The sequence below is a fragment of the Actinomadura sp. NTSP31 genome, assembly GCF_041951385.1.
GTDB classification, from domain to species: domain Bacteria; phylum Actinomycetota; class Actinomycetes; order Streptosporangiales; family Streptosporangiaceae; genus Spirillospora; species Spirillospora napierensis.
This window is the reverse complement of the sequence record NZ_JBGNUT010000020.1, coordinates 16,099-40,753: the sequence shown is the minus strand read 5'-3', so window position 1 is coordinate 40,753 and position 24,655 is coordinate 16,099. Positions and strand designations below refer to the sequence as shown.

Sequence of the window (24,655 nt, the reverse complement as noted above, 5' to 3'; positions counted from 1 at the left end):
ATCACCAAGGATCACGTGATCGATCTACCGGCCGGCGGAGCCGCGGGCCGGAGACGGCCACGGGGGAAGGGGTGCGGACCATGGGCGCCACCGACTTCGCCGTCATCGCGGGGACGGTCTTCGCCTGGGGCGTCTTCTCGGCCAGGCTGCAGCGTCTCGACCTGACGGCCGCCATCCTGTTCATCGCGGCCGGGGTCCTGCTCGCGCACGCGCCCGGGCCGATGGAGGATCTCCGGCCCGGGCCGGAGACGATCAAGGTGATGGCCGAGGTGACGCTCGTCCTGGTCCTGTTCTCGGACGCGACGCGGGTGAGGATCGCCGATTTCCGCGCCGACCTCGGGCTCTATGCCCGGCTGCTCGGTGCCGGACTGCCACTGACCATCGCCCTCGGAACGGGAGTGGCGTACGCGCTGTTCCCTGGGGGCGGTGTGTGGCAGGCGCTTCTCATCGGCGCCGCGCTGGCCCCGACGGACGCGGCTCTCGGTGCCGCCCTGATGTCCAACCCCGCCGTGCCGGCGCGGATCCGGCGCCTGATCAATGTCGAGAGCGGTCTGAACGACGGAATCGCCACGCCGTTCGTCATGCTCGCCATCGCGGGCCTCTCGACCGCCGAGAAGGCCGGGCACGGTGGTCTCCTCGACGCGCTGACCGAGCTGGCGCTGGGTGCCCTGGTCGGAGGCGGGGTGGGCGGACTGGGTGGTGAGCTGCTCCGTCGCGCGCGGGGACGTGGCTGGGCGGCCGAGGGTTTCGCCGGACCCGCGGTGCTGGGCTTGGCGCTGTGCACCTATGCGACCGCCGTCGCGGTGCACGGGAACGGCTTCATCGCCGCCTTCGTCGGGGGAACCGCATTCGGCAATCTGTCCGGGAGAGAGAACGAGCGGCTCGTACCGTTCGTGGAGGAGTCCGGCGGGCTGGCCTCGCTGCTCGTCTGGATGCTGTTCGGTGCCGTGGCCGTGGTGCCCGCCATCGAGGGGCTGACGTGGCAGGTGGCGATTTACGCCCTGCTCAGTCTGACCGCGTTGCGGATGGTCCCGGTCGCCTTGGTGTGCGTGGGCTCGGGACTGGGCCGCGCGACGGTCGCCTTCACGGGCTGGTTCGGCCCGCGGGGGCTGGCCTCCGTGATCTTCGCCCTGCTGGCGTTGGAGGAACTCGGCGCGGCCGCCGGTCCGGCGCTGCAGGTCATCACGGTCACGGTGCTGCTCAGCGTGTTCGCCCACGGCGTCACGGCCGGACCCTTGGCCGGGGTCTACGCCGCCCACATGCGCGCGCAGCCGACGGCACAGGAGCATGTGCCCGTGCCCGACCTGCCTCCGCGCGCCCTGACCCGCCAGCAGGCGTTCCTCGCCCGTGGCGGGTGATGCCCTGCGTCCCCGGCGGACCGACCCTGGGGTTCTTCCCCCACAAGGAGGACTGCCATGACCAGGCCGTTCCGCGGCATCGTCAACCTGGACATCCGTGATTCGGTTCCGGACTGGGGACCGTACGAGCAGCCCAAGGCGCCTCCCGGTTCGCCCAACATCGTGTACATCGTCCTCGACGACGTCGGGTTCGGCGCACTGAGCTGTTACGGCGGGCCGATCGAGACGCCGAACATCGACCGGATCGCGTCACAGGGCCTCCGGTACGGACAGTGGCACACCACCGCGCTGTGCTCCCCCACCCGGTCCTGCCTGCTGACCGGACGCAACCACACCGTCAACGGCATGGCGTGCATCAGCGAGGCCGCCGTCGGCTTCCCCGGCGCCAACGGGCACATCCCGCCGGAGTGCGCCAACCTGGCGGAGATCCTGGTCGAGAAGGGCTTCCGCACCGCCATGGTCGGCAAGTGGCACCTGTGCGCCGAGGACGAGATGAACCTGGCTTCGACCAAGCAGAACTGGCCGGTCGGCCGCGGATTCGAGCGGTTCTACGGGTTCCTGGGCGCCGAGACCAGCCAGTGGTATCCCGACCTGGTGCACGACAACCATCCGGTGGATCCGCCCTCGACTCCCGAGGAGGGCTACCACTTCGGCGTCGACATCACCGACAGGGCCATCCAGTTCATGGACGACGTGAAGGCCATCGCCCCGGACCACCCGGTCTTCCTGTACTACGCGCCAGGCTGCGCCCACGCCCCGCACCAGGTCCCGCGCGAGTGGGCCGAACGCTACAGAGGGCACTTCGACGCGGGCTACGAGGTGATGCGCGAGCAGACCCTCGCCAAGCAGAAGAAGCTGGGCCTGGTCCCCGAGAACACCGAACTGCCGCCCCTCAACCCGATCGGCACGCCGGAGACCCGCAAGGGCCCGGACGGCCTGCCGTTCCCGGAGATGGACTACACCCGTCCCTGGAGCAGCCTGTCCGTCGAGGAGCAGCGGCTCTTCGCGCGCATGGCCGAGGTCTACGCGGGGTTCCTCACCCACTGCGACGACCAGATCGGCCGGCTGCTCGGCTACCTGGAGGAGATCGGGCAGCTCGACGACACCATCATCGTGGTGGTCTCCGACAACGGGGCCAGCGGCGAAGGCGGCCCCAACGGGTCCGTGAACGAGAACAAGGTCTTCAACGGCGTCGCCGACGACCTGGCCGAGAACATGACGCTCCTGGACGATCTGGGCGGCACCAAGACCTACAACCACTACCCGAACGGCTGGGCGATGGCCTTCAACGCCCCGTTCAAGATGTGGAAGCGGTACTCCTTCAACGGCGGCACCTCCGACCCCTGCATCATCTCCTGGCCGGCCGGCATCGAGGCCCGCGGCGAGGTCCGGGACCAGTACCACCACGCCATCGACGTGGTCCCGACGCTGCTGGACTGCCTCGGCGTCGAGCTCCCCGACGCGGTCCACGGCCACACGCAGCACCCGATCCAGGGTGTGAGCATGCGCTACACCTTCGACGCGCCGCACGTCCCCAGCGCCAAGAGCACCCAGTTCTTCTCCATGCTCGGCACCCGGGGGATCTGGCACGACGGCTGGAAGGCGGTCACCACCCACCCCGCCATCAGCGGCTGGAGCCACTTCAACGAGGACGCCTGGGAGCTCTACCACACCCAGGACGACCGGTCCGAGCTCCACGACCTCGCCGGCGAGCAGCCGACCAAGCTCGCCGAACTCGTCGGCCTGTGGTTCCACGAGGCCGGCGCCAACCAGGCCTACCCGCTCGACGACCGCGGTCCGGTGGAGATCCTCACCACTCCGCGGCCCCAGCTGGCGCCGCCGCGCAACCGCTACATCTACCGGCCCGGCGGCGCCGAGGTCCCGGAATCGGTGGCGGTGAGCGTCCGGAACCGCTCGTACTCGATCGGCGCGCTCGTCGACATCCCGGCGCCGGGGGCAAAGGGGGTGCTGTTCTCGCACGGAGGTCGTTTCGGCGGCCACGCGCTCTATGTCAGGGACGACCGGCTGCACTACGTCTACAACTTCCTCGGCAGCGAGGAGCAGCGCGTCGACGCGACCGAGAACCTGCCGTCCGGCGAGCGTCTCATCCTGGCCGCCTCGTTCGACAAGGACGGCGAGGACCCGGCCGGCACCGCCCACGGCGTCCTCAGCCTCTTCTACGGCGACCGCAAGGTCGGCGAGGGGCGGATCCGGACGCAGCCCGGCAAGTTCGGGATCGGCGGCGAGGGGCTCAACGCCGGCCGAGACAGTGGCGAGCCCGTCACCGACGACTACCCCGGCGCGGCGCCCTGGACGTTCACCGGCGGAACGCTGAACCGGGTGGTGATCGACGTCAGCGGCGAGCCGTACGTCGACCTGGAGCGCGAGGCCGCGGCCATGCTGTCCCGCGAGTAGAGGAGACCGACCATGGATGACTATCCGCTGCTGAACGTGTTCTGGACCATGATGTGGTTCTTCATCTGGGTCCTCTGGCTCATGCTGCTCTTCCGGGTCATCGCCGACGTCTTCCGCGACGACTCTTCCAGCGGCTGGGCCAAGGCCGGCTGGACGATCCTCGTGGTCGTCGTCCCGTTCCTCGGCGTCTTCGCGTACCTGGTCGCGCGAGGCGAGGGAATGGGCCGCCGGGAAAGCGCCGGCATCAGGCGGCGTGAACAGGCCTACCGCTACAACGGGGCCGCGGAAGGCGGGCCCGCCGGGAACACCGGACATGCCGATGAGCTCGGACGGCTCGCCGACCTCAAGGGCCAAGGCGAGCTCACCGCCGACGAGTACGAGCGGGCCAAGGCCAAGGTCCTGGCCATCTGAGCGTGCCGGGGCGGGGGCGCGGCCCCCCCCCCGGCACGGCGGTCCGGCACGGGGCCTGGCGCATGGAAACCCCGGCAGCCCATATTCGGCTGCCGGGGTCGCTGCCCTTTCGCGGCGCCAATAGCGGTACCGCCTATCGGGCGCTAGGCCCGACGACGGGCAACGCGGCGAGCGGTGCGGCGGCTGGTGCGGCAGGCGACTCTACGGCTGGCGAACATCTTCGGTTTCCCTTCTCCGATCACTTTCCACGAGTTCCGGCCGTCATTTCCAGGGCGTGCAGTTCCCTTGCCTCCTCGGCGGTGTGCAGCCCGATCGCGACGAGGTCGAGGGGGCTGATGAACCCGTCGTCGACCCGGAAGCCGCCGGCGCGCATGACCGCGTCGCGCAGCGGCACGGCCCAGTGGTGCTCCAGCAGGATGAGCGCGGCGGCGGAGTCGTCGGGGAGGTCGGCGAGAACGTCCCACGCCGCCTCGTGGTCGAACATCCCGAGGCCCTCGGCCCCCGCCTCGGCACCCACGGCCGCCCCGGCCTCCATGCCCTCCTCCCCCTCGATGCCGAGGCCGATCAGTGCGCCGATCTTGCTGCCCAGCTCGACGGCCTCGTCCCGGGACAGGTTGCTGAGGTGCTCCACCTCCAGATCCCCGTTCTTGTCCTTGTAGACGGCCAGCGAGTCGATCACCCGCACCGTGTCGCTCTGCCGGAGCCGCTCCAGTTCGGCGATGATCTCGCCGCGGAACCGGGGATGGGCGAAGCCCAGGACGATGAGCTGGACAGGTCCGATCGCCATGACGATCCCTTCTCGGTGGTCACGACCACCTTGAGCGTCTCTTGTCCTCAGGGGCAGCGTGCTCCGGCGGGCGTCCGCCGCGCATCACCTGCTGAGGGTGGTGTCGCGCTCACGGGCGGGCGCACGGTCGCGGACGATGCAGCGGAAGCCGATGTGGCAGGTCGAGGTGTCGACGGCCTCGCCCTGCCGGGCGGCGGGGCGGTAGCGCAGGCAGTAGTTCGGGGCGCAGAGATGCGAGCCCCCCTTGATGACCTTGCGTGGCAGGTTTCCCGCTCCGTCGTCCGAGGTGACGGCGGTCCTCGATACGTCGACTCGTGGATTGCGCGGGACGCAGCAGGACTTCGCCGCCTCGCCGGGGTGACGCGGCGTGTGGAAGTCACAGGTCCACTCCCAGACGTTGCCCGCCATGTCGTAGAGGCCGTAGCCGTTCGGCCGGAAGGACCGTACGGGGGAGGTTCCGGCGCTGCCACCTGGGGCGAGGTTCTGCCAGGGGAACTCCCCCTGCCAGGTATTCGCCATTTTCCGGCCCCTGGGTGCGAACTCGTCGCCCCAGACGAACGCCGCGCCTTCCAGCCCGCCTCGGGCGGCGAATTCCCATTCGGCCTCGGTGGGAAGCTCTTTTCCGGCCCAGGCCGCGTACGCCTCGGCGTCCTCAGGGGTGACGTGGACGACGGGATGATATTCGCGGCCGCCCAGGTTGCTGCGCGCACCTCCCGGACGGAACCAGCAGGCACCGGGCGCGTACGACCACCAGTTCCGGTAATCGCCCAGATCGACCGGGCCTTTGGTCGGCTGGAAGACCAGTGAGCCCGGCACCAGCACAGCGGGGTCCGCGCCGGGATAAGCGGCGGGATCAAGTGGACGCTCGGCCACGGTCACGTAGCCGGTCGCCTGGACGAAGCGGCGGAACTCGGCGTTGGTCACCAAATGCTCGTCCATCCAGAACCCGTCCACGAAGACCTGGTGAACCGGCCGTTCCTCCGGATAGAAGCGTTCGTCGCCCATCAGGAACGTCCCGCCCGGCACGCGGACCATGTTCTTGTACGGTCGCGGGCCCGCTGCGGTGACGTCGCCGGTGGTCGCGCGCAGAACCATGTGGTTCCCTTCCCACGAAAGGAAGTCAGCATCTCTCCCCGCTGCGGTCGACGTATCACCCGGCAGGGATGAGATGCCGCCGTCCCGCCGCGAATCTGTCACCCGGTCCGGGTGATCCGGGGACGCCTCATCCGGTGAAGGGTGCCGGGCCATGGACGTCGAACGAGAGCGGCTCGGGCGGTCCGCGGCGCCGGACGCGCCGTGGCGGCTGTGGGGCCCGTACCTGAGCGAGCGGCAGTGGGGGACGGTCCGCGAGGACTACAGCGTCGACGGGGAGGCGTGGTCGTACTTCACCCACGACCATGCCCGTTCGCGGGCCTATCGCTGGGGTGAGGACGGCCTGGGCGGCATCTGCGATGCCAAGCAGCGGCTGTGCCTGTCCGTCGCCCTGTGGAACGGCCGGGACCCGATCCTCAAGGAGCGGCCGTTCGGTCTCACCAACGGGGAGGGCAACCACGGCGAGGATGTGAAGGAGTACTACTTCTATCTCGACAACACGCCGACGCACTCGTACATGCGGTTCCTGTACAAGTACCCGCAGGGCGAGTTTCCCTATAACGACTTGGTGGCCACCAACGGCGCCCGGGACAAGAGTGCCTTCGAGTACGAGCTGCTCGACACCGGCGTCTTCGACGAGAGCCGGTACTTCGACGTGTTCGTCGAGTACGCCAAGGCCGGGCCCGAGGATCTGGTCGTCCAGGTGACGCTGGCCAATCGCGGCCCGGACGAGGCGGTGTGCCATGTGCTGCCGACGCTGTGGTTCCGCAACACCTGGTCCTGGCGCAACGGTACGTCCAAGCCCGTGCTGCTGGCGGACGGTCCGGCCACGGTCGCCGCCGAACATCCGGACCTCGGTGTCTACCGCCTGTACTGCGACGGGGAGCCGCCGCTGCTCTTCACCGAGAACGAGACGAACAACGAGCGGATGTTCGGCACGCCGAACGCCTCGCCCTACGTCAAGGACGGCATCGGCAGATACGTCGTCCACGGCGACGGGGACGCGGTCGACCCCGCGCGCACCGGGACGAAGGCGGCCGCTCACTACACACTGACGGTTCCCGCCGGGGGTGAGAGGACGGTCCGTCTACGGCTTTGCGCCGCGGCGGCCGCGAACCCGTTCGGGCGCGGCTTCGACGAGGTGCTGCGCGACCGGCGCGCGGAGGCGGACGCCTTCTACGCCGCGCTGATCCCCGCCGGGACGGGCGAGGACGAGGCGCTCGTGCTCCGCCAGGCGCTGGCGGGCCTGCTGTGGAGCAAGCAGTACTACCGCTTCGACGTCGAGACGTGGCTCGCCGAGCACGGCCTCGACGCGTGGACGCCCTCGGACCGGCGCGACCACGGCTGGTTCGACATGACGGCCGACGACATATTCGTGATGCCGGACAAGTGGGAGTATCCCTGGTTCGCCGCCTGGGACCTGGCCTTCCACGCGGTCGCGCTCGCCGCCGTCGACCTGGAGTACGCCAAGCACCAGGTGGAAGTACTGCTCGGGGACCGCTACCTGCACGCCAACGGGCAGATCCCCGCCTACGAGTGGAACTTCGGTGATGTGAACCCGCCGGTGCACGCGTGGGCGGCGCGTTTCATCCACACGCTGGAACTGCGCATGACCGGGCGTTCCGACCTGGACTTCCTCGAGCGGGTGTTCCACAAGCTGCTGCTGAACTTCACCTGGTGGGTCAACCGCAAGGATCCCGACGGCCGCAACGTGTTCCAGGGCGGCTTCCTCGGGCTGGACAACATCGGCGTGTTCGACCGCAGTGCGCCCCTGCCGACCGGCGGGACGCTCGACCAGGCCGACGGAACCGCCTGGATGGCGTTCTACGCGCAGACGATGCTGCAGATCGCCGCCGTCCTGTCCGACCGGGACCCCGCCTACGAGGATCTGGCGGTCAGGTTCGCCGAGCACTTCCTGCGCATGTCCGCTTCCGTCGACCGCATCGGCGACGTCAAGGGCGAGATGTGGGACGAGGAGGACGGCTTCTTCTACGACGTGCTGCGCTTCCCCGACGGGAGCGCCACGCGGCTGAAGGTGCGGTCGCTGGTGGGGCTGCTGCCGCTGTGCGCCTCGACCGTCTTCCAGCCCCGCCCGCGCGCCGAGGACGCGCGCCTGCTCGCCCGGGTCCGCGAGTTCGCGCGCCGCCATCCCGGGCTGACCGAGGGGATGTCGGCGGCCGGACGCGAGGGCGCCGGCGGGCGCCGGCTGCTGTCGCTGGTGGACGAGCGGAAGCTCAGGCGGGTCCTGGCGCACATGCTGGACGAGAACGAGTTCCTCGGCCCGTACGGCGTCCGGTCGCTGTCGCGCCACCACGCCGACCGGCCGTACGAGTTCTGGGTGGGGCGGGACCGCTACCAGGTGGCCTACCTGCCGGCCGAGTCCGACACCGGCATGTTCGGAGGCAACTCCAACTGGCGCGGCCCCGTCTGGTTCCCCGCCAACGCCCTGATCGTCCGGGGGCTGCTGAACCTGCACGCGTTCTACGGCGACGGGTTCACCGTCGAGTGCCCCACCGGATCGGGACGGCAGGCGACCCTGTACGAGGTCGGCCGGGAGATCACCTCGCGGCTGACGGGCATCTTCCTGAGGGGGGAGGACGGCCGGCGTCCCGTCTACGGCGGCCAGCGCCTCTTCCAGGAGGATCCGTACTGGCGCGACCTGATCAGCTTCCACGAGTACTTCCACGGCGACAACGGCGCCGGAATCGGCGCGTCGCACCAGACCGGCTGGACGGCGGTCGTCGCCGTCCTGATGCTCCTCCAGGACGGTTTCACCGCCGCGGACCTGGAGACCGGGCCCGCGCAGGGCCAGGCGCCGTCATGACCGAGCCCGTCGTCTACGAGGTCAACACCCTGGTGTGGCGGCGGAGCGCGGCCGGGCGCGCGCCGGTGTTCCCGGCTGCCCGCCGCCCGGACGAGACGCCCGACCCCGCGCTGGCCGCCTACTACCGGCGGCTCCTGGAGGCAGTCCACGACCACGGCGTTCGCGCCGGGGACTGGCGGCTGCTCCACCACCTCTTCGCCTTGACGGCCGGCGAGGCGAGCGAGGGGCGGACGGAACACTCGCCGTGACGCGGCGGGCGGTGGCGCGCCGGCTGCGCCGCGGCTTCGTCGTGCGGCCGGCGCTGAGCATCACCTCCATCCTGGTGGTGTACTTCACGGTGCCCCTGCACGGGGAGTTCCGTCCCCTCACCGTGGTGGTGCTCGCCTGCGGCCTGGCGGCGCTCGGCGCCGTGGTCACCTGGCAGGCGCGCTCCATCGCGCGGGACGACCGTCCCCGGTTGCGGGCCCTGGAGGCGCTCGCGACGTCGGTGCCCTTGTTCCTCGTCATGTTCGCCATGGCCTACCTGCTGATGGGCAACGGCGGGCCGGACGCGTTCTCCGAGCCCCTGTCCCGGGTCGACGCCCTGTACTTCACGGTCACCGTGTTCGCCACGGTCGGCTTCGGCGACATCGCCCCCCGCTCGCAACCGGCCAGGCTCCTGACCATGGTGCAGATGCTCGCCGACCTCGCCATCATCGGGCTCGTCGCCAGGGTCTTCCTCGCGGCCGTCCAGCGTGGCCTGCAACGGCCGGGCCGCGAGACGCCCGCCCGCGAGACGCAGGAGAACGGTCCCCGGCCGGACGGCCCCGGATCCGGACGAGCGCGGGAGGCGCGCCATGGCGAATGAGCCGGTCACTCCGCCGGAGATCCTGGAGACGAAGAGGGCGTCGCCGGTCCAGATCTTCGTCCGGGCGGCGCTCACCCTCGTGCTGCTGTACCTGGTGTTCGGCGTGCTGATCCCGGGCTTCGCACCCTACTCCGAGATCTGGGACTCCATCCAGCGGCTGGACATGCGGGCGGTGCTGTTCCTGACGGCGCTGACGCTGCTGGCCGAGGTCATGAAGTCGCTGGGGCCGGTCGTCCTGCTGGAGCGCCTGAGCCCGCCCCGGTCCTTCCTCGCTCAGGAGACCTCGGCCACGGTGTCCTACACCGTCCCCGGCCCGTCCGGGACGGCGATGCGCTACGTCACCTACCGGCGGTACGGGCTCAGCGCCGAGGACTTCGGCCGTTCCACCGTCACCAACGGCCTGTGGACCAACCTGGTCGCCCTGATACTGCCGACCCTGGCGATCGGCCTCCTCGCGTTGCAGGACGAGGTGCCCCGCCACGTCCTCTGGCTCACCCTGATCGCGCTGGGCGCCGCCGTGTCCGGCATCGTCATCGCCGTGCTCATCCTGCGCAGCGAGCGGTTCGCCCGCGGCTTCGGGATGCGCCTCGGCCGGCTCGTCACCTGGGCCCGCGGCGTCGTGCGGCGGCCCAGGCCGCAGGACTATGCCGACATGGTGGTCAGGTTCCGCCTCGACCTGGGCGATTCGGCGCGGCGGCACTGGCGCGGCCTGTCCGGCGCGATCCTGGGCAAGGAGTTCACCCTCTACGTCATCCTGCTCGTGTCGCTCCGCGCGGTCGGCACGGGACGGATCTCCCTGACCGCGATCGAGATCTTCGCGGTGTACGCCGTGGTACGGGTCGCGACCATGGTCCAGATCACGCCTGGCGGCGTCGGCGTCACCGAGACCCTGTACATCTCCGCGCTGCTGCTGGCGTCGGACGGCGAGGCCGAGGAGGCGATCGTCGGCGGCGTCTTCGTCTTCCGGATGTTCACCTACCTCGGGCCGATCCTTCTCGGCCTCGTCTGCTGGCCGATCCTCGGCCGGGTGCTGCGGCGCGGTACCGGACGGCCGGGCGGGATCACCTCGTCCGGGTGATGCCGCCCGGGGGCGGGACGGCGATCGTGAACGGCGAGGAGGTCCGCTCATGACCACGAAGAGCACAGCCCCGACCCCGTCCGAGCGCGCCGCCCTCGGCCGGGACGCGCGCACCCGCGTGCCGCGTTCCGGCCACGGCCGGTACGAGCCGGACGAGAAGCGGCCGGATCCCGTCGACGTCATCGAACGGCAGTCCGCCGCCCGGGTGCCCGAGCTCGTGCCGATCCGCTACGGACGCATGCTGGAGTCGCCGTTCCGCTTCTACCGGGGCGCCGCGGCGATCATGGCCGCGGACCTCGGCGCCGCCCCGGACACGGGGATCACCGCGCAGCTCTGCGGTGACGCCCACATGCTGAACTTCCGGCTGCTGGCCTCGCCGGAGCGGCATCTGGTGTTCGACGTCAACGACTTCGACGAGACCCTCCCCGGCCCGTGGGAGTGGGACGTCAAGCGGCTCGCCGCGAGCCTGGAGATCGCGGGGCGCGAGAACGGCTTCGGCGGCGAGGAGCGCGGCACCGTCGTGCGGCGCTGCGTGCGCGGGTACCGGGAGCGGATGCACGAGCTCGCCGCCATGCGGACGCTCGACGTCTGGTACGCGCTGGACGACGCCGACCGGCTGGCCGCGCTCGGCTCGAGGCGAGCGGGCGGCGAGGCCCGCCGCCGGGCGGCCGGGGCCGCCGCCAAGGCCCGCACCCGCACCGGGATGCAGGCGTACGCCAAGCTCACGCACGTGACCGGCGGAGTGCGCCGGATCGCGCCGGATCCGCCGCTGATCACGCCCATCCGCGACCTGCTCCCGGGCGCCGAAGGCCACGACGTCGAGGCGATGCTGCTGAGCCTCGTCGAGGACTACGGCCGCAGCCTCTCCTCCGAGCACCGCCACCTGCTGAGCCGCTACCGGGTGGCCGACATGGCGCGCAAGGTGGTGGGGGTCGGCAGCGTGGGCACGCGCTGCTGGATCATCCTGCTGCTGGGCAAGGACGACGGCGACCCGCTGCTGCTGCAGGCCAAGGAGGCGGGCGAGTCGGTCCTCGCGGCCCACGCGGGCGCGAGCGCGTACCCCCGCCAGGGGGAGCGCGTCGTCAGCGGGCAGCGGCTGATGCAGGCGGCCGGCGACATCCTCCTCGGCTGGGAGACGGCCACGGGGCTGGACGGCCGCGAGCGCGACTTCTACGTGCGGCAGCTGCGCGACTGGAAGGGCGTCGCCCGGCCCGAGACCATGTCGCCCGCCGTCATGGCGCTCTTCGGCCACCAGTGCGGCGCGTCGCTGGCCCGCGCCCACGCCCGTTCCGGCGACTCGATCGCCATCGCCGCGTACCTGGGCCGCGGCGACGGTTTCGACCGGGCGCTGGTGACCTTCGCCGACGCCTACGCGAACCAGAACGAACGCGACTTCCAGGCCCTCGCCGCCGCGGTGCGCGAAGGCCGCGTGACCGCCGAGACGGATCCCGACCACCGCAGGTGACCGGGACATCGCGAGTGGCCGGGCCATGGAGACGCTGAGCGCCCCGGCCGCCGGGGGCCGGGGCGGCGGGCCGCGCTGGGTCCCGGCGGGAGGCCCGGTGCTCCCCCTCCCCCGCGGCGGCTCCGGGTCGGCGGGCGGCAGGCTGGAACGCCGGCTGCGCCTGGTGTTCGAGTCGCGGCGGGAACCGGTGACGATCACCTGGCTCGAGGGCGCCTCGGCGCGGCCGCACCCGGACCGCCTGCGCCGCGCGCTGGACCTCACCGAACGGTGCCGTCCGCCCGGCGTGGAGACGAACCACGTGCTGCGGACGAGCGGCCATCTGCTCGACGACGACCGGTGCGCCTTCCTCGGCGCGAACAACGTCCTCGTCGGCCTCCTCTGGGACGGGCCGGACCGCGACCGGGTGCCGGCGGCGGCCCGGCTGCTGCGGCGGCACGGTGCCGACTGCAATCTCATCTGCCCCGTCCGGGCGCACGACGCCGATCGTCCGCTGGAGCTGTACCGGTACCTCCGCGACGAGGTCGGCGTGCGGTGCCTCCAGTTCGTCCCCGTCGTGGAGCAGGCGGCCGGCACCGGGCCGGCGGGGGCCGTCACCGGACGGACGGTCCGGCCACGGCAGTGGGGCGACTTCCTCATCGCGGTGTTCGACGAGTGGGTGCGCCGCGACGTGGGGACGCAGTTCGTCCGGACGTTCGAGGCGGCGCTGGCGTCCTGGCTCCAACCGGCACGGCGGGCGAGGGCTCCGGACGCGGGCCGGCCCGGGGCGCTGCCCGTCCACTGCCGCTGCTGTTCCGTCCTGTTCGCCTGCGAGGCCGGGCACCCCGGCGACCGTTTCGCCGTCGCGCCGGACGGCGAGCCCGGCCTGAACCACCTGTGCGGCGGATACCGGGCCTTCTTCCAGCACATCGACCAGCCGATGCGGGTCATGGCCGCCCTGAAGCGTCTCGGGCACGACGCGGGCGAGGTCATGAGGATCACCGCCCGGTACGAGCGCGACAACCGGGCGGAGCGCCCTCCCGGACTCTCATCCGGAACGGGTGATCCCCGTGCCCGCTCCGCCGGGCGACGCTCGATGGTCCACCCGGCTCCACTCCGACCGTCATGAGGTGACCCGCCATGAAGACGCATCCGGCCATCGAGCGGCACGGCCTGATCGGTGACCTGCAGACCGCCGCGCTGGTGGCGGACGACGGCACGGTCGACTGGTTCTGCAGTCCGCGCTTCGACTCCCCCAGCCTGTTCGCCGCCCTCCTCGACCCCGGGCGCGGCGGCCGGCTCCGCATCACGCCCGACACCGGCGACTACGTCGCGAGGCAGCTCTACCTGCCCGGCACCGCCGTGCTGATCACCCGGTTCATGACGCCCGACGGCGTCGGCGAGGTCACCGACTTCATGCCGGTGCGCGGCACCGAGGCCACCGACCGCCACCTGCTGGTCCGGCTCGTCCGGGTCGTCCGCGGCCAGATGCGGTTCGTCGTCGAGTGCAGCCCCGCGTTCGACTACGGGCGGGTGGACCACAAGTACGAGATCGGCGAGCACGGCGTGGCGTTCCGCAGCGCCCGCGGGGACGCCAACCTGTCGATCGTGCGCGCGCCGGGCGCGCCGCCGGCCGCCGACGGGGGCCTGCGGCCCGACGGGAACGGGGGCGTGCGGGCCGTCGTGACCGCGTCGGCGGGCCAGTCCGGCGGCGTGGTCCTGGAGACGGCCCCGGACGGCCCGCCGCGGCTGTGGCCGCCGGACGCGGTCCTCGGCCTCCTCGACGAGACGCGCGACTTCTGGCGCGGCTGGATCGGCCGGTCCCGCTACCGGGGCCGCTGGCGCGAGATGGTCGAGCGCGCCGCCATCACGCTCAAGCTGATGACGTACGCCCCGACGGGCGCGCTGGTCGCCGCGCCGACGGCCGGCCTCCCCGAGATGGTCGGCGGCGAGCGCAACTGGGACTACCGCTACACATGGGTGCGGGACGGCTCGTTCTCGGTGTACGCGCTGCTCGGGCTGGGTTTCGAGGAGGAGGCGGCGGCGTTCCTGCGCTGGCTCGGCGACCGGGTCCGCGAGGCGGGCGAGCGGCGGTCGCCCCTGCAGATCATGTACCGGATCGACGGTTCCGGCGACCTGCACGAGGAGACGCTCACCCATCTGGAGGGCTACCGCGGCTCGCGCCCGGTCCGGGTCGGCAACGGCGCCGCGGCGCAGCTCCAGCTCGACATCTACGGCGAGGCCATGGACTCGATCCACCTCGCCGACCGGCACGGGCTCCGGATCGGCCACGCCGGCTGGACGCACGTCCGCGGCATGGTCGACTGGCTGTGCGAGAACTGGGACCGGCGCGACGCCGGGCTGTGGGAGACGCGGGGCGGCCCCAAGGACTTCGTGTACGGCCGCCTGATGTCGTGGGTCGCGTTCGACCGGGCGATCCGGCTCGCCCGGGACCGGGCGCTCCCCGCCGACCTCGACCGCTGGACGGGCATGCGCGACGCCGTCCGCGAGCAGATCATGGACCGCGGCTGGGACCCGGGGCGCGCGGCGTTCGTCCAGCACTACGGCGGCACGGTGCTGGACGCCTCGCTGCTGTACATGCCGCTGGTCGGCTTCACCGCGCCCGGCGATCCGATGTGGCAGTCGACGCTGGACGCCATGGAGACCGAACTCGTCTCCGACAGCCTCGTCTACCGGTACGACCCGGGCGCGTCGCCCGACGGGCTCCGGGGTGCCGAAGGCACGTTCTCCATGTGCACCTTCTGGTACGTCGACGCCCTGGCGCGCTCGGGGCGGCTGGAGCAGGCGCGCGTCACGTTCGAGAAGATGCTCACCTACAGCAGCCCCCTCGGCCTGTACGCGGAGGAGATCGGGCCCACGGGCGAGCAGCTCGGCAACTTCCCCCAGGCGTTCAGCCACCTGGCCCTCATCACCTCCGCCATGGCGCTCGACGAGCGCCTCGATCACGGCCCGGCCGGGCGCCGCGGGCGGCGCCCGGATGGTTCGAGCGGCGGAGCGTTCAGCTGACGCTGGGCGCCTCCGTCGGCGGAGCCGGCTCCGCGGGTGGGGCCGGCTCCGCGGGCGCCTGCTTCCGCGGCAGGAAGAGCGCGACGACCCATCCGACGGCCGCGAGGGTCCCCAGGATCGTGAGGGCGAGGACGAAGGGGCGGCCGCCCGGGTGGGACGCCGCGACCAGCACCGAGCCGGCGAGGGCGACGCCCAGCGATGATCCGAGGTTGGAGACGCTCCGCGACAGGCCCGAGATGTCGCCCTGGTCGGATTCGGCGAAGCTGGACTGGACGACGTTGACCGAGGCCGTCAGCATCACCCCGAACCCGATGCCCATGAGCAGCAGTCCCGGGACGAAGGGGAGCACCCGCGTGGTGTCGTGCGCCAGCACGAGCAGCAGGCCGAGGCCGGCGACCGTCGCGCCGAACCCGGCGCGGATCAGCCGCCGTTGCGGGTGGCGGTCGGCCATCCGCCCGGCGACCGCCGAGGCCAGCAGGATGCCGGCGGTCGCGGGCGTGAGCATCAGGCCGGTCTGGACGGCGTTGTAGTCGCGCTCCTGCTGCAGGTAGACGGAGACCACGAAGAAGATGCCCTGCAGGGTGAGCCACTGGAGGGTCTGCGTCACCAGCCCGAGGTCGGACGTCCGGCTGCGGAACAGCCGGACCGCCAGCAAGGGGTCCTTCCCCACCCGCTCCCGCCTCCGGATGTGGAGGGCGAACCATGCCAGCACCAGGGCACCGGCCACCACGAAGATCCACACCGGGGAGACGCCGCCCTTCGGGACCACGTCGACGCCGCCGACGGTGAAGGCCTTGCGGGACTCGAACCACCCGTAGGTGCTCGACAGCAGCACGCCGAGGACCACCAGGAACAGCCCGGCCCCCGACAGCACCGCCCCGGTCAGGTCGAAGCGCGGCCGCCGGCCGGTGCGCGGCGGGTCGGTGATCCGGCGCGCGAGGAACACGATCCAGGCGACGGCCAGGACCTGGGCGACGAAGGAGGCCCGCCAGCTGATCGCGCTGGTGATGAGGCCGCCGATGAGGGGCCCGGCCGCCGCGCCGAGCCCGGCGGCGGCGCTGACGACGCCGAAGTACTTCGCCCGCGTCCGCAGGTCGGGGAAGGCGACGGTGATCAGGATGTAGATGGGCGGTATCAGCAGCGCCGATCCGATGCCCTCCAGCACCGAGTAGCCGAAGACCATCAGCCCGAGTCCGGGGGCCAGCGCCGCCAGCAGGGCGCCCGTGCCGTAGACGGCGAGGCCGGCGACGAAGCACCGCTTGCGGCCCCAGATGTCGGTGAGCTTGCTGCCCGCCACCATCAGGGCGGCCATCGTCAGGGTGAACAGGGTGATCGTCGTCTGGATGCCGACCACCGTGGTGTCCAGGTCGGCGGCGATCGTGCTGATGGCCACGTTCATGTTCGTGGCGGCGTAGCTGGCCACGAACTGGGCGAAGGCCAGCGGGAAGACGATCGCCCGTACCGGCCGCGGGTCGTGTTCCCCCGGGGAGGGCGTTCGTTCGCGTGGAGGACCCGTCATCGTGAGCTTCCCTTCGAGGGTGCCGCGGACGCTTCCGCCCAGCGTCCGCCGGCGGGCCGCCCGCGCGGGTCATCCCCCGCGGGTGATTCCCCCTCGGGCGAACGCCAGCCGGAACAGCCCGCGCAGGTCGAGAGGCGGCTTCGCCCGGGGCGCGGTACGGCGGTGGCGCGGGACGCGCACCCGCAGGGCACCGGGCCGGATCGTGCAGATGACCGGGCTCGGCAGGGTGAGCGCCTCGCCGTCCACGCCGACCGGGACCTCCTGGGCGTCGGCCCGGACGACGACCTCGGCGGCCGTCATCGCGGTGAGGCCGGCGCCCCGGCGGCCGCGGAGCATTCCCGCGGCCTGGACGGCGTTGTCGACGGTGACGCCCAGGACCCCCAGGGCGCCGGTGTCCAGCCGCTCACGGCGCCCGAGGCCGGCGGGGTCGCCTCCCTGGTAGGGGTTGTTGCTCACGAGAACGGCCTGGGGGGCGGAGATGACGACGTTCCCGGTGTGGACGGTCAGCCGCGGGCCGCGGTGGTGGGCCAGCAGTTCCGGGAGCATCTCCAGCGTGGTGCGCATCTTGTCGGCGCGGTAGGCGGGGCTCTGGACGACGGCCGCGTAGGCGCCGAAGGAGGCGTTGTTGACGAAGACGCGGTCGCCGATGAAGCCGAGGTCGACGCGGAGTTCGACCCCGTCGGTGAGGGCGTCGAGGCAGCGGGACGGGTCGTCCCGGTCGAGGCCGAGGTCCAGCGCGAAGTGGTTGCGGGTCCCGGCGGAGATGACCATGAACGGTACGCCGTGCCGCGCGGCGACGCCCGCCACCAGCGCCTGCGTGCCGTCGCCGCCCGCCACCCCGAGCAGGTCCGCGCCGTCCGCCACGGCCAGGCGCGCCAGCTCGGCGACGTCCTGGTGATGGGCGGGATCGAGGACGACGACGTCCGCGCCCAGCTCGCGGGCCCTCCCCGCCAGCCGGAACCGCTCCACCTTCCCGCCGCCCGAGCGCGGATTCATGATCAGGAAGGGGTGCTCGGGAGGCGGGGCGGGATACTCCGCGGGGCCGGACGGCCGGTCCCGCCATCGGAGTGCGGCCCTCCCGGTCAGCATCGCCGGCATCCACAGGGCGAGGAACAGCAGCACCGCCCAGAGCAGGCCCACCGCGACATAGAACGCCAGGACGGCGATGGGCGCGGCAAGGGCGAGCGCGACGGCGAGCACGCGGACCACGCCCCGGTGGGTCAGCGCCCACCAGATCGCCGCCGCGGCGGTGGCCAGTCCGGCGGCGCCGGCGGCCAGCAGGGCGATGCCCGCGAAACCGGCGGACAGCAGGAGGCTCAGCACGGCCGCGGCCCCGGCCGCGAGCGAGAGGCGCGCGATCCGGCCTTGGCCGCGCCCGCTGGCCGCGTTCGTCAGGTCCGACACGGCCCCATCCCACCGGGTGCGTCCCGGGCGCACATCACCTTGCGAGGGTGATGCCGCCCGGTTCGCGCACCGGGATGGTCCAGGGAGGAGTCGTACGCGACCACGCTGAGGAGCCGATGATGGCAGGTCCGGTCTACCGCGGCGGCCTTCCGCCGACAGAGCGGGACGAGAACACTCCCGCGATCAACATGGGCCGCCTCTGGGGAGGGGGGATCGCCACCGCGGTGGTGGCCGCGCTGTTCGCCGCCGCGGGCGTCCTCATCATGCGGGGCGTCCTCGACATTCCGATCATGGCCCCGAAGTCGCAGGGGACGTTCGGCGACTCGACCACGGCCGCCTACATGGTGATGGCGGGCGTCGGCGGGATCCTCGCCACGCTGCTGCTCCACCTGCTCATCCTGATGGCCCCGGCCCCGCTGAGCTTCTACTCCTGGATCGCGGGCCTGGCCACCTTGATGATCACCGTGCTGCCCTTCGCCGCCGGCACGACCCTGTCGGTCAAGGTCGCCACCGCTTTGATCAACTTCGTGGTCGGCATGGTCTACGTCGCGCTGCTGCCCCAGGTCGCCGCGGCGAGCCTCCGGTCCGCGCCCGCCCGTCCCGAGGTGCGGGGACCGCGGTGAGCGACGCCGGCCACCGGGCGGACGGAGTTCCCGGCACGCGCGCGCCGGCACCGGCCCTCGCCGAGACCGCGGGCACGGCCACCGCGGACGCCGCCGAACTGAAGCGGCTGCGCGCGGAGGTGACGGAGTTGCGCGCCCGTCTCGCCGGGGCGCCGCCGGCCCGGCACCGGGCCCGGCCGGCCCTGCTGAACGTACGGCAGGCGATCGCCACGGTGCTGGTCGCCCTGGCGGCCATCGGCGCCGTCGTCTCCGTCGTCGGCGTCTGGGGCGCGCGCACCACGCTCAACACGGACCGCTGGGTCGCCACCGTGGGGCCGCTGCCCGAGCACCCGGAGGTCAATGCGGCAATGGCGACCTATCTCACCGACCAGGTCTTCCGCGAACTCAACGTCCAGCAGCGGATCTCCCAGGCGCTGCCGCCGAAGGCCGGCTTCCTGGCAGGTCCGACGACCGACGCCGTGCAGAGCTACGTGCGGGACACGATCCAGAAGTTCATGGCGACCGCGCAGTTCCGGGCGCTCTGGGACGACGCCGATCGCCAGGCCCATGCCACCATCGTGGCGATCCTGGAGAAACGCAGTGAGACCGTGTCGGTCAGCGGCGGGACCGTGACGCTGAACCTGCTGCCCATCGTCAACAACATCCTGGTCGCCCTCGAGAGCCGGCTGCCCACCATGTTCGGCAAGCGACTCGACCTCCCCGCCCTGACGTCCGGCGAGGTCCCTCCCGGCCTGCGGCAACGCGTCGAGACCGCGCTGGGCGTCGCGCTGCCCGCCGACTTCGCCCAGATCAAGCTGTACAACCGCGACACGCTCGGCGAGCTGCAGCAGGCGGTGCTGGTCTTCAAGCGCTCCGTGGCCCTCCTGATCACCGGGACCCTGCTGCTCCTGGCGACGGCCCTGGCGATCGCCCCGCACCGCCGCCGGACGCTCCTGCAGTTCGGTGTGGGGCTGGCGCTGTCGGTGGTGGTGCTGTCGGCCGTGCTCCGGGCGGTCCGGGACCAGCTGCTCGCCCACGTGCCGGAGGGGCTGTACCGCCAGGCCGCCTCGGTGGCGATGCACGAGGTGTTCACCACCCTGCGGGTGCGCGGCGACCAGCTGCTCTGGCTCGGAATCGTCATCGCCGCCCTTGCCTACCTCGTGGGCCCCGGACGGCTGCCCGTCGCCCTGCGGCGCGCGTCCGTCGAGTACGGGCGCAAGGGCGTGCGGACGGCACGCGACGTCGGCACGAGCGACGAACTCCGCCGGTGGACGGCGCGCCACCTCGACCCGCTGCGGCTCGGCGGAGCCGTGGCGGCCGCGATCGTCGCCCTGCTGTTCTCCTCCTGGACGGCGCTCCTCGCCATCGCGGTCCTGCTGGCCGGCTTCGAAGGGCTGGTCACGCTGCTCGCCCGATGGGGCCGCGCCGAGGGCGGATCCGTCAGTGGGCCAGCAGGACTTTGAGGGCGACGATGACCAGGCCGAGGAAGAGGTTGACCAGCCCCGCCAGGAGCATCCGCCGCCGCGGGGCCCCGGCCTGGTAGGAGGCCGCCAGCGCCCAGCCCACCTGGCCGCCCAACGCCACCAGGAGCGCCAGCCAGGCGGTCGTCGCGTCATCCAGCCCCGCCAGCCGGCCGGCGACCGCCACCGCGGCCGGGGGAAGCGCCGCCTCGGCGAGCGGCCGCTCGGCGGCGGCCACCGATCTCACGGCGGGCCAGTCCACCGCCGTTCCGGGCGAACGTTCGCCCGCGAGGCGGGCGTAGGCGTGCGCTAGCCAGAACACCAGCCCGGTGGCCAGCAGGAGGATCGCGAGTGAGGAGGCCGGGACCGGGTCCTCGCGCGGGCTGGTGCCGGCGACGACGGAGGCCGCCAGCAGCGAGCCGTACACCGCGCCCGCGAAGTCCGCGCGAGGGGACACGCCGGCCTCCCGGCCTCCGTCCGCCGTCATCGGTCAGTCCGAGGCGGTGTCCGCGGACCGCTTGGAGTACACGGCCAGGGCCCAGATCGTCGCGACGTCCAGCGCGATGATCAGCAGGGACCAGACGGGGTAGTAGGGGATGAACATGAAGTTCGCGATGGCGTTCAGCACGGCCAGGAAGATGCCCAGCGCGCGGGCCCATGTCCGCCCCGCGAGCACGAAGAATCCGGCCACCCCGACCACGATCCCCACCGCCAGGTGGATCCAGCCCCAGGCCGTGACGTCGAACTTGAACACGTAGTCGGCGTGGACGACGTAGAACTGGTCCTTGAGGATGGCGGAGAGCCCCGCGATCGCTCCGAAAAGCCCGACCAGCATCATCACGCATCCGGCGAACAGGGTGAGCCCTACGGCCCATTCGCTCACCGGCTCGCCGGTGCCGCGTCCCCGGGGGTGCGCTCCTTCTGCCATTTCTGGTCCTCCTGCCACGGAATGAATCGACTCGGTCGAGAACACCGTCGGCCGTGGAGGCGCAGCCCGTATCACCCGCAGCGGATGAGACGCGCGCACAGGTGGGCCAGGCCGCTCGGAGGGCCCGGCCCGGCTGAACCGGGGGCCGCTCACCCGCCACGGAGGATGCGTCGGCAGCTCGGCCGCGGTGCGCTTGACGCCGCACCGCGCACGGCGCGGTGACCATTTGCCCGGCCCCCTGCGGGGCACGGGCAAGACCGAGGAGGGTCCATGACCTCAGCGACATCTCCGCAGGCAGCCGGTCAGGTGGCCCCACCCGACGACAAGCTCATGATGCGGCTGGGGGCGAACGCGTGGGGATTCGCCGTCGCCGCCGGGCTCGCCTCTCTGGGGCTCGGGCTCGCCATCGTGGCGTGGCCGGACGCCACCATCAAGGTCGTGGCCATCCTGTTCGGCCTGAAGTTGATAGGCCACGGCGTGTACCGGATCGTCCTGGCCGTCACCGCGGGGGAGGGGACTTCCGCCCGCGTCCTGTTCACCCTGCTCGGCGTGTTCTCCATCGCCGTCGGCGTGATCGTCCTGCGCCACCAGTTCCAGACCGTCACGGCCCTGGCCCTGCTGTTCGGCCTGTTCTGGCTGATCGCCGGCATCGTCGAACTCGTCACCGCGGTGAGCGACCGGGGCCTGCGGGGACGCGGCCCGCAGGCGGCCGCCGGCGGCCTGTCGATCGCCGCGGGACTGGTCATGCTGCTGTACCCCGAGATCACCCTCACCGCGCTGACCTGGCTGCTCGGTCTGTGGCTCATCACCTGGGGCCTGCTGACCGCCGGGGTCGCGCTGTGGATCCGGCACGCGGTCCGGCGGCAGGCCAGCCCGGGCCGGTGACCGGCCCCGAGCCGCGCTGCGGCTATGAGATCAGGATCAAGGGCCGGCTCCGCGGCTCGCTGCAGGGCGCCTTCGCGGGCCTCAACGTCACCGTCAAACCGGTCGAAACCGTGGTGTGGGGGCCGGATCTGGACCAGGCGGCCCTGTACGGCGTGTTGGAGCAGGTCCACGCCCTGGGGCTGGACCTCATCGAGGTGCGCCGGCTTCCCGATCCGAACACACGTTGACGAGGGAAGATCCCGGACGGAGAATCGCCAGGGGGTGACAAGGGGCGCCGGCCATGCCGCGAAATCATCGGATCAGACGGCGGCGGAGTTCCGCCGCGGAGGTTCCGTCCACGGTCGACGGCATCGCCGTCACGAAGCTGCGCGCTCCCGAGCCGCGCGACGAGTGGATCAGCCGGTCGGCGCTGGTGCGTTCGCTGACGAACGCGCGAACCGAAAGGCTGTTCGTCATCGCCGCACCCGCGGGCTACGGCAAGTCGACGCTCGCGGCGCAGTGGCGCACGGACCCCGCCGAGACCCGGGCGTTCGCCTGGGTCTCCCTGGACCGCGGCGACAACGTTCCCGCGATCCTCTGGACCTCGATCCTCAGAGCCCTGGAGGACGCCGGGGCCATGCCGGATGCGGCCGGCGTGATCCAGGGGTTCGCGGACGAGCCGTCGGCCTTCGGCGACGCGTTCCCGCTGGAGATCGTCAACCGTCTCGTCAGGCACGACGGCCGCGTGGTGCTCGTCCTCGACAACTGCCACCGCGTTCAGAACGCCGACTGCCGCCGGCAGCTCGAGTCCTTCATCGACTGGCTGCCGGCCAACGTCCAGCTCGCCATCCTGAGCCGCGCGGAGCCGCAGCTGCCGCTGGCGCGGTTCCGGGCGTCCGGTGACGTCCTGGAGCTGGGCGCCCGGCAGCTGAGCTTCACCACCGAGGAGACGGACCGGTTCGTCCGCCGGTTGAGCAATGTCCAGTTGTCCAAGGCCGAGCTCGACGGCCTCGTGGAGCGGACCGAGGGGTGGGCGGCAGGCGTCCACCTCGCCGCGCTGGGCATGCGGGAGCACCCGGATCCGGCGGCGTTCGTCCGCGATTTCGACGGCGCCAACCGGCACGTCGTGGACTACTTCTCGGAGGAGGTGTTCGCACCCTTCCAGGACGAGATGTACAGCTTCCTCGCCAGGACGTCCATCCTGACGGCCTTCACCGCTCCGCTGTGCGCCGCGGTGGCCCACAGCCAGAACTCCGGTGCCATCGTCGCCGGGCTGGCACAGTCCAACCTGTTCGTCATACCGCTCGACGAAGAGCGGAACTGGTACAGATACCACCCGCTCTTCCGGGGCGCCCTGCACCGGCTGCTGCTCGCGCACGAACCGGAAATGGTCACCGTGCTGCACGAGCGTGCCGGCTCCTGGCTTGAGCGGCACGGCCGGATCGGCGATGCCGTACGGCACGCCCTGGGCGCGGACGATCCCGACCACGCCATCCGCCTCATCGCCCGCAACTGGCCGTTCTTCGCGCTATCCGGCACGGCACAGCTGGCGACGATCGCGAGCTGGGTGGCGTCGGTGGACATCCGCCGCTTCGATCGCGACCCGGTGGCCGCCGTGTGCGCGGCCTGGATCACGGCCCTGTCCGGGGACGAGGCGTCCGGCCGGCGCTGGCTGGATACGGCCCGCTGGCTCGGGCACACCGGGCCCCTGCCCGACGGCGCGGCCTCCCTGGAGTCGTCGGCGGCGTTGCTGGAGAGCATCATGGGGACCGGAGGCGTCCACGACATGATCGCGTCGGCGCGCACCGCCGTCGCCCTCGAGAGCGACCCCGCGTCCCGCTGGTACGCCATGGCGCGCTGCAGCCTGGGCTGCGCCCACTATCTCGCCGGCGAGTACTCGGCCGCCATCACGCCGCTGAGGGACGCCGCGGAGAACATCGCCGCCTTCCCGGCCACCAAGGTGCAGGCGCTCGCGGTCCTCTCCCTCACGACGGCCGAACTCGGACGGGAAACGCAGGCGGCCGAACTCGCCGCCGCTTCGCTCGCACTCGCCGAAACGCACGAGCTCACCGGCTCCGCCCAGATGGACATCGCCCGCATGGCGATGGGCGCCTCGCTCACGCGGCACGGCCATACCGCCGAGGCGCGGGCCCTCCTGGAACGCGTCCAGGAGGCCCGCAGAAGTTCCCCGCGGTTCGCCACGTGGCCCACGCTGGAGAACCTGCACCTGCTCATCAGCGTGCAGCTCGACCTCGGGGAGACCGCCGAGGCCCGGGCGCTGGCCGAGGAGGCCGCGGAGCTGCTGGCCTCGCTGCCGGCCGACTCCGGCCGCCTGCGGGTCCGCCATGCGCAGCTCCAGCGGCAGCTGAACACCCTGGCCAAGGCGACCGTGCAGCTGGAGCCGCTGACCGACCGCGAGTTCGCCGTCCTGCGCCTGCTGCGCAGCGAGATGTCGTTGCGCGAGGTGGGCGCCGAGCTGTTCGTCACCCAGAACACCGTCAAGACGCACGCCCGTGCGATCTACCGCAAACTCGAAGTCTCCTCCCGGGACGAGGCACTGCGGCGCGCTCAGGACGTCGGAATCCTCTGACCGGCCCG

General features: G+C 72.0%; 21 protein-coding genes. 15 read left to right on the top strand and 6 right to left on the bottom strand.

Annotated elements, in window-relative coordinates; all coding sequences use genetic code 11:
* Positions 1-80: 80 nt before the first annotated feature.
* From ACA514_RS30025 to ACA514_RS30015, 3 genes are read left to right on the top strand one after another with little or no spacing between them, the layout of a single operon-like run.
* Complete coding sequence (locus ACA514_RS30025) at positions 81-1,358, top strand: cation:proton antiporter (protein ID WP_375044622.1); 1,278 nt, start codon at positions 81-83, stop codon at positions 1,356-1,358.
* A 57-nt stretch (positions 1,359-1,415) separates the two neighbouring features.
* Positions 1,416-3,773: an arylsulfatase gene (locus ACA514_RS30020; protein WP_375044621.1), complete on the top strand. Its 2,358-nt coding sequence runs from the start codon at positions 1,416-1,418 to the stop codon at positions 3,771-3,773.
* A gap of 12 nt (positions 3,774-3,785) precedes the next feature.
* Positions 3,786-4,184 (top strand): SHOCT domain-containing protein, encoded by a 399-nt coding sequence (locus ACA514_RS30015; protein WP_375044620.1) that lies wholly within the window; start codon positions 3,786-3,788, stop codon positions 4,182-4,184.
* 238 nt (positions 4,185-4,422) lie between these two features.
* Here the strand turns inward: ACA514_RS30015 and ACA514_RS30010 are convergent, their stop codons facing one another.
* A complete protein-coding gene (locus ACA514_RS30010) occupies positions 4,423-4,971 on the bottom strand; it encodes a hypothetical protein (RefSeq protein ID WP_375044619.1) in 549 nt (182 codons plus the stop codon).
* A gap of 84 nt (positions 4,972-5,055) precedes the next feature.
* Entirely contained in the window at positions 5,056-6,066 is a 1,011-nt protein-coding gene (locus tag ACA514_RS30005) for a formylglycine-generating enzyme family protein (RefSeq protein ID WP_375044618.1), read from the bottom strand.
* Between the two features lie 151 nt (positions 6,067-6,217).
* Here ACA514_RS30005 and ACA514_RS30000 point away from each other — a divergent pair, with 151 nt between their 5' ends.
* The 7 genes from ACA514_RS30000 (at position 6,218) to ACA514_RS29970 (ending at position 15,280) form a co-directional block, all read left to right on the top strand.
* The gene (locus ACA514_RS30000; protein WP_375044617.1) at positions 6,218-8,887 is read left to right on the top strand and encodes a hypothetical protein; all 2,670 of its coding nucleotides are present in this window, start codon (positions 6,218-6,220) and stop codon (positions 8,885-8,887) included.
* On the top strand, positions 8,884-9,135 hold the full coding sequence (locus tag ACA514_RS29995) for a hypothetical protein (RefSeq protein ID WP_375044616.1): 252 nt from the start codon (positions 8,884-8,886) through the stop codon (positions 9,133-9,135). Before ACA514_RS30000 ends, ACA514_RS29995 begins: the two co-directional genes overlap by 4 nt.
* On the top strand, positions 9,132-9,734 hold the full coding sequence (locus tag ACA514_RS29990) for a potassium channel family protein (RefSeq protein ID WP_375044615.1): 603 nt from the start codon (positions 9,132-9,134) through the stop codon (positions 9,732-9,734). The genes ACA514_RS29995 and ACA514_RS29990 overlap by 4 nt, the downstream gene beginning before the upstream one ends.
* Complete coding sequence (locus tag ACA514_RS29985) at positions 9,724-10,812, top strand: YbhN family protein (protein ID WP_375044614.1); 1,089 nt, start codon at positions 9,724-9,726, stop codon at positions 10,810-10,812. The genes ACA514_RS29990 and ACA514_RS29985 overlap by 11 nt, the downstream gene beginning before the upstream one ends.
* A 49-nt stretch (positions 10,813-10,861) precedes the next feature.
* Positions 10,862-12,277 (top strand): DUF2252 domain-containing protein, encoded by a 1,416-nt coding sequence (locus ACA514_RS29980; protein WP_375044613.1) that lies wholly within the window; start codon positions 10,862-10,864, stop codon positions 12,275-12,277.
* A gap of 97 nt (positions 12,278-12,374) precedes the next feature.
* Positions 12,375-13,382 carry a hypothetical protein gene (locus tag ACA514_RS29975; protein WP_375044612.1) on the top strand — a complete coding sequence of 336 codons (1,008 nt, stop codon included), beginning with the start codon at positions 12,375-12,377 and terminating at the stop codon, positions 13,380-13,382.
* Positions 13,383-13,393: 11 nt separating this feature from the next.
* Positions 13,394-15,280, top strand: coding sequence for a glycoside hydrolase family 15 protein (locus tag ACA514_RS29970; RefSeq protein ID WP_375044611.1), 1,887 nt, complete (start codon positions 13,394-13,396; stop codon positions 15,278-15,280).
* On the opposite strand, the gene ACA514_RS29965 is transcribed toward ACA514_RS29970, so the two are convergent.
* Together ACA514_RS29965 and ACA514_RS29960 are read right to left on the bottom strand one after the other, a co-directional pair.
* A complete protein-coding gene (locus tag ACA514_RS29965; RefSeq protein WP_375044610.1) occupies positions 15,273-16,799 on the bottom strand; it encodes an MFS transporter in 1,527 nt (508 codons plus the stop codon). The two genes, ACA514_RS29970 and ACA514_RS29965, sit on opposite strands and share 8 nt — an antisense overlap.
* 69 nt (positions 16,800-16,868) lie before the next feature.
* Complete coding sequence (locus tag ACA514_RS29960; RefSeq protein WP_375044609.1) at positions 16,869-18,203, bottom strand: diacylglycerol/lipid kinase family protein; 1,335 nt, start codon at positions 18,201-18,203, stop codon at positions 16,869-16,871.
* Between the two features lie 119 nt (positions 18,204-18,322).
* Here ACA514_RS29960 and ACA514_RS29955 point away from each other — a divergent pair, with 119 nt between their 5' ends.
* Both ACA514_RS29955 and ACA514_RS29950 read left to right on the top strand, forming a co-directional pair.
* Entirely contained in the window at positions 18,323-18,826 is a 504-nt protein-coding gene (locus ACA514_RS29955; RefSeq protein ID WP_375044608.1) for a DUF6069 family protein, read from the top strand.
* The gene (locus ACA514_RS29950) at positions 18,823-20,268 is read left to right on the top strand and encodes a hypothetical protein (RefSeq protein ID WP_375044607.1); all 1,446 of its coding nucleotides are present in this window, start codon (positions 18,823-18,825) and stop codon (positions 20,266-20,268) included. The genes ACA514_RS29955 and ACA514_RS29950 overlap by 4 nt, the downstream gene beginning before the upstream one ends.
* Here the strand turns inward: ACA514_RS29950 and ACA514_RS29945 are convergent.
* Positions 20,246-20,722 carry a hypothetical protein gene (locus ACA514_RS29945; RefSeq protein ID WP_375044606.1) on the bottom strand — a complete coding sequence of 159 codons (477 nt, stop codon included), beginning with the start codon at positions 20,720-20,722 and terminating at the stop codon, positions 20,246-20,248. The two genes, ACA514_RS29950 and ACA514_RS29945, sit on opposite strands and share 23 nt — an antisense overlap.
* Before the next feature lie 33 nt (positions 20,723-20,755).
* Positions 20,756-21,193, bottom strand: coding sequence for a hypothetical protein (locus tag ACA514_RS29940; protein ID WP_375044605.1), 438 nt, complete (start codon positions 21,191-21,193; stop codon positions 20,756-20,758).
* Between the two features lie 270 nt (positions 21,194-21,463).
* Here ACA514_RS29940 and ACA514_RS29935 point away from each other — a divergent pair, with 270 nt between their 5' ends.
* Genes ACA514_RS29935 through ACA514_RS29925 form a run of 3 tightly spaced genes read left to right on the top strand, consistent with a single transcriptional unit; the run spans position 21,464 to position 24,647 of the window.
* A complete protein-coding gene (locus tag ACA514_RS29935; RefSeq protein ID WP_375044604.1) occupies positions 21,464-22,078 on the top strand; it encodes an HdeD family acid-resistance protein in 615 nt (204 codons plus the stop codon).
* Positions 22,075-22,305: a hypothetical protein gene (locus ACA514_RS29930; RefSeq protein ID WP_375044603.1), complete on the top strand. Its 231-nt coding sequence runs from the start codon at positions 22,075-22,077 to the stop codon at positions 22,303-22,305. Before ACA514_RS29935 ends, ACA514_RS29930 begins: the two co-directional genes overlap by 4 nt.
* Before the next feature lie 53 nt (positions 22,306-22,358).
* Positions 22,359-24,647, top strand: a complete 2,289-nt coding sequence (locus ACA514_RS29925) for a LuxR C-terminal-related transcriptional regulator (RefSeq protein WP_375044602.1) — start codon at positions 22,359-22,361, stop codon at positions 24,645-24,647.
* Positions 24,648-24,655: the final 8 nt, after the last annotated feature.

Excerpts from the sequence above, each read along its gene's own strand:
- ACA514_RS30025 (WP_375044622.1), top strand. The coding sequence starts at position 81 with ATGGGCGCCACCGACTTCGCCGTCATCGCGGGGACGGTCTTCGCCTGG.
- ACA514_RS30020 (WP_375044621.1), top strand. The coding sequence starts at position 1,416 with ATGACCAGGCCGTTCCGCGGCATCGTCAACCTGGACATCCGTGATTCG.
- ACA514_RS30015 (WP_375044620.1), top strand. The coding sequence starts at position 3,786 with ATGGATGACTATCCGCTGCTGAACGTGTTCTGGACCATGATGTGGTTC.
- ACA514_RS30010 (WP_375044619.1), bottom strand. The coding sequence starts at position 4,971 with ATGGCGATCGGACCTGTCCAGCTCATCGTCCTGGGCTTCGCCCATCCC.
- ACA514_RS30005 (WP_375044618.1), bottom strand. The coding sequence starts at position 6,066 with ATGGTTCTGCGCGCGACCACCGGCGACGTCACCGCAGCGGGCCCGCGA.
- ACA514_RS30000 (WP_375044617.1), top strand. The coding sequence starts at position 6,218 with ATGGACGTCGAACGAGAGCGGCTCGGGCGGTCCGCGGCGCCGGACGCG.
- ACA514_RS29995 (WP_375044616.1), top strand. The coding sequence starts at position 8,884 with ATGACCGAGCCCGTCGTCTACGAGGTCAACACCCTGGTGTGGCGGCGG.
- ACA514_RS29985 (WP_375044614.1), top strand. The coding sequence starts at position 9,724 with ATGGCGAATGAGCCGGTCACTCCGCCGGAGATCCTGGAGACGAAGAGG.
- ACA514_RS29980 (WP_375044613.1), top strand. The coding sequence starts at position 10,862 with ATGACCACGAAGAGCACAGCCCCGACCCCGTCCGAGCGCGCCGCCCTC.
- ACA514_RS29970 (WP_375044611.1), top strand. The coding sequence starts at position 13,394 with ATGAAGACGCATCCGGCCATCGAGCGGCACGGCCTGATCGGTGACCTG.
- ACA514_RS29965 (WP_375044610.1), bottom strand. The coding sequence starts at position 16,799 with ATGACGGGTCCTCCACGCGAACGAACGCCCTCCCCGGGGGAACACGAC.
- ACA514_RS29955 (WP_375044608.1), top strand. The coding sequence starts at position 18,323 with ATGGCAGGTCCGGTCTACCGCGGCGGCCTTCCGCCGACAGAGCGGGAC.
- ACA514_RS29940 (WP_375044605.1), bottom strand. The coding sequence starts at position 21,193 with ATGGCAGAAGGAGCGCACCCCCGGGGACGCGGCACCGGCGAGCCGGTG.
- ACA514_RS29935 (WP_375044604.1), top strand. The coding sequence starts at position 21,464 with ATGACCTCAGCGACATCTCCGCAGGCAGCCGGTCAGGTGGCCCCACCC.
- ACA514_RS29925 (WP_375044602.1), top strand. The coding sequence starts at position 22,359 with ATGCCGCGAAATCATCGGATCAGACGGCGGCGGAGTTCCGCCGCGGAG.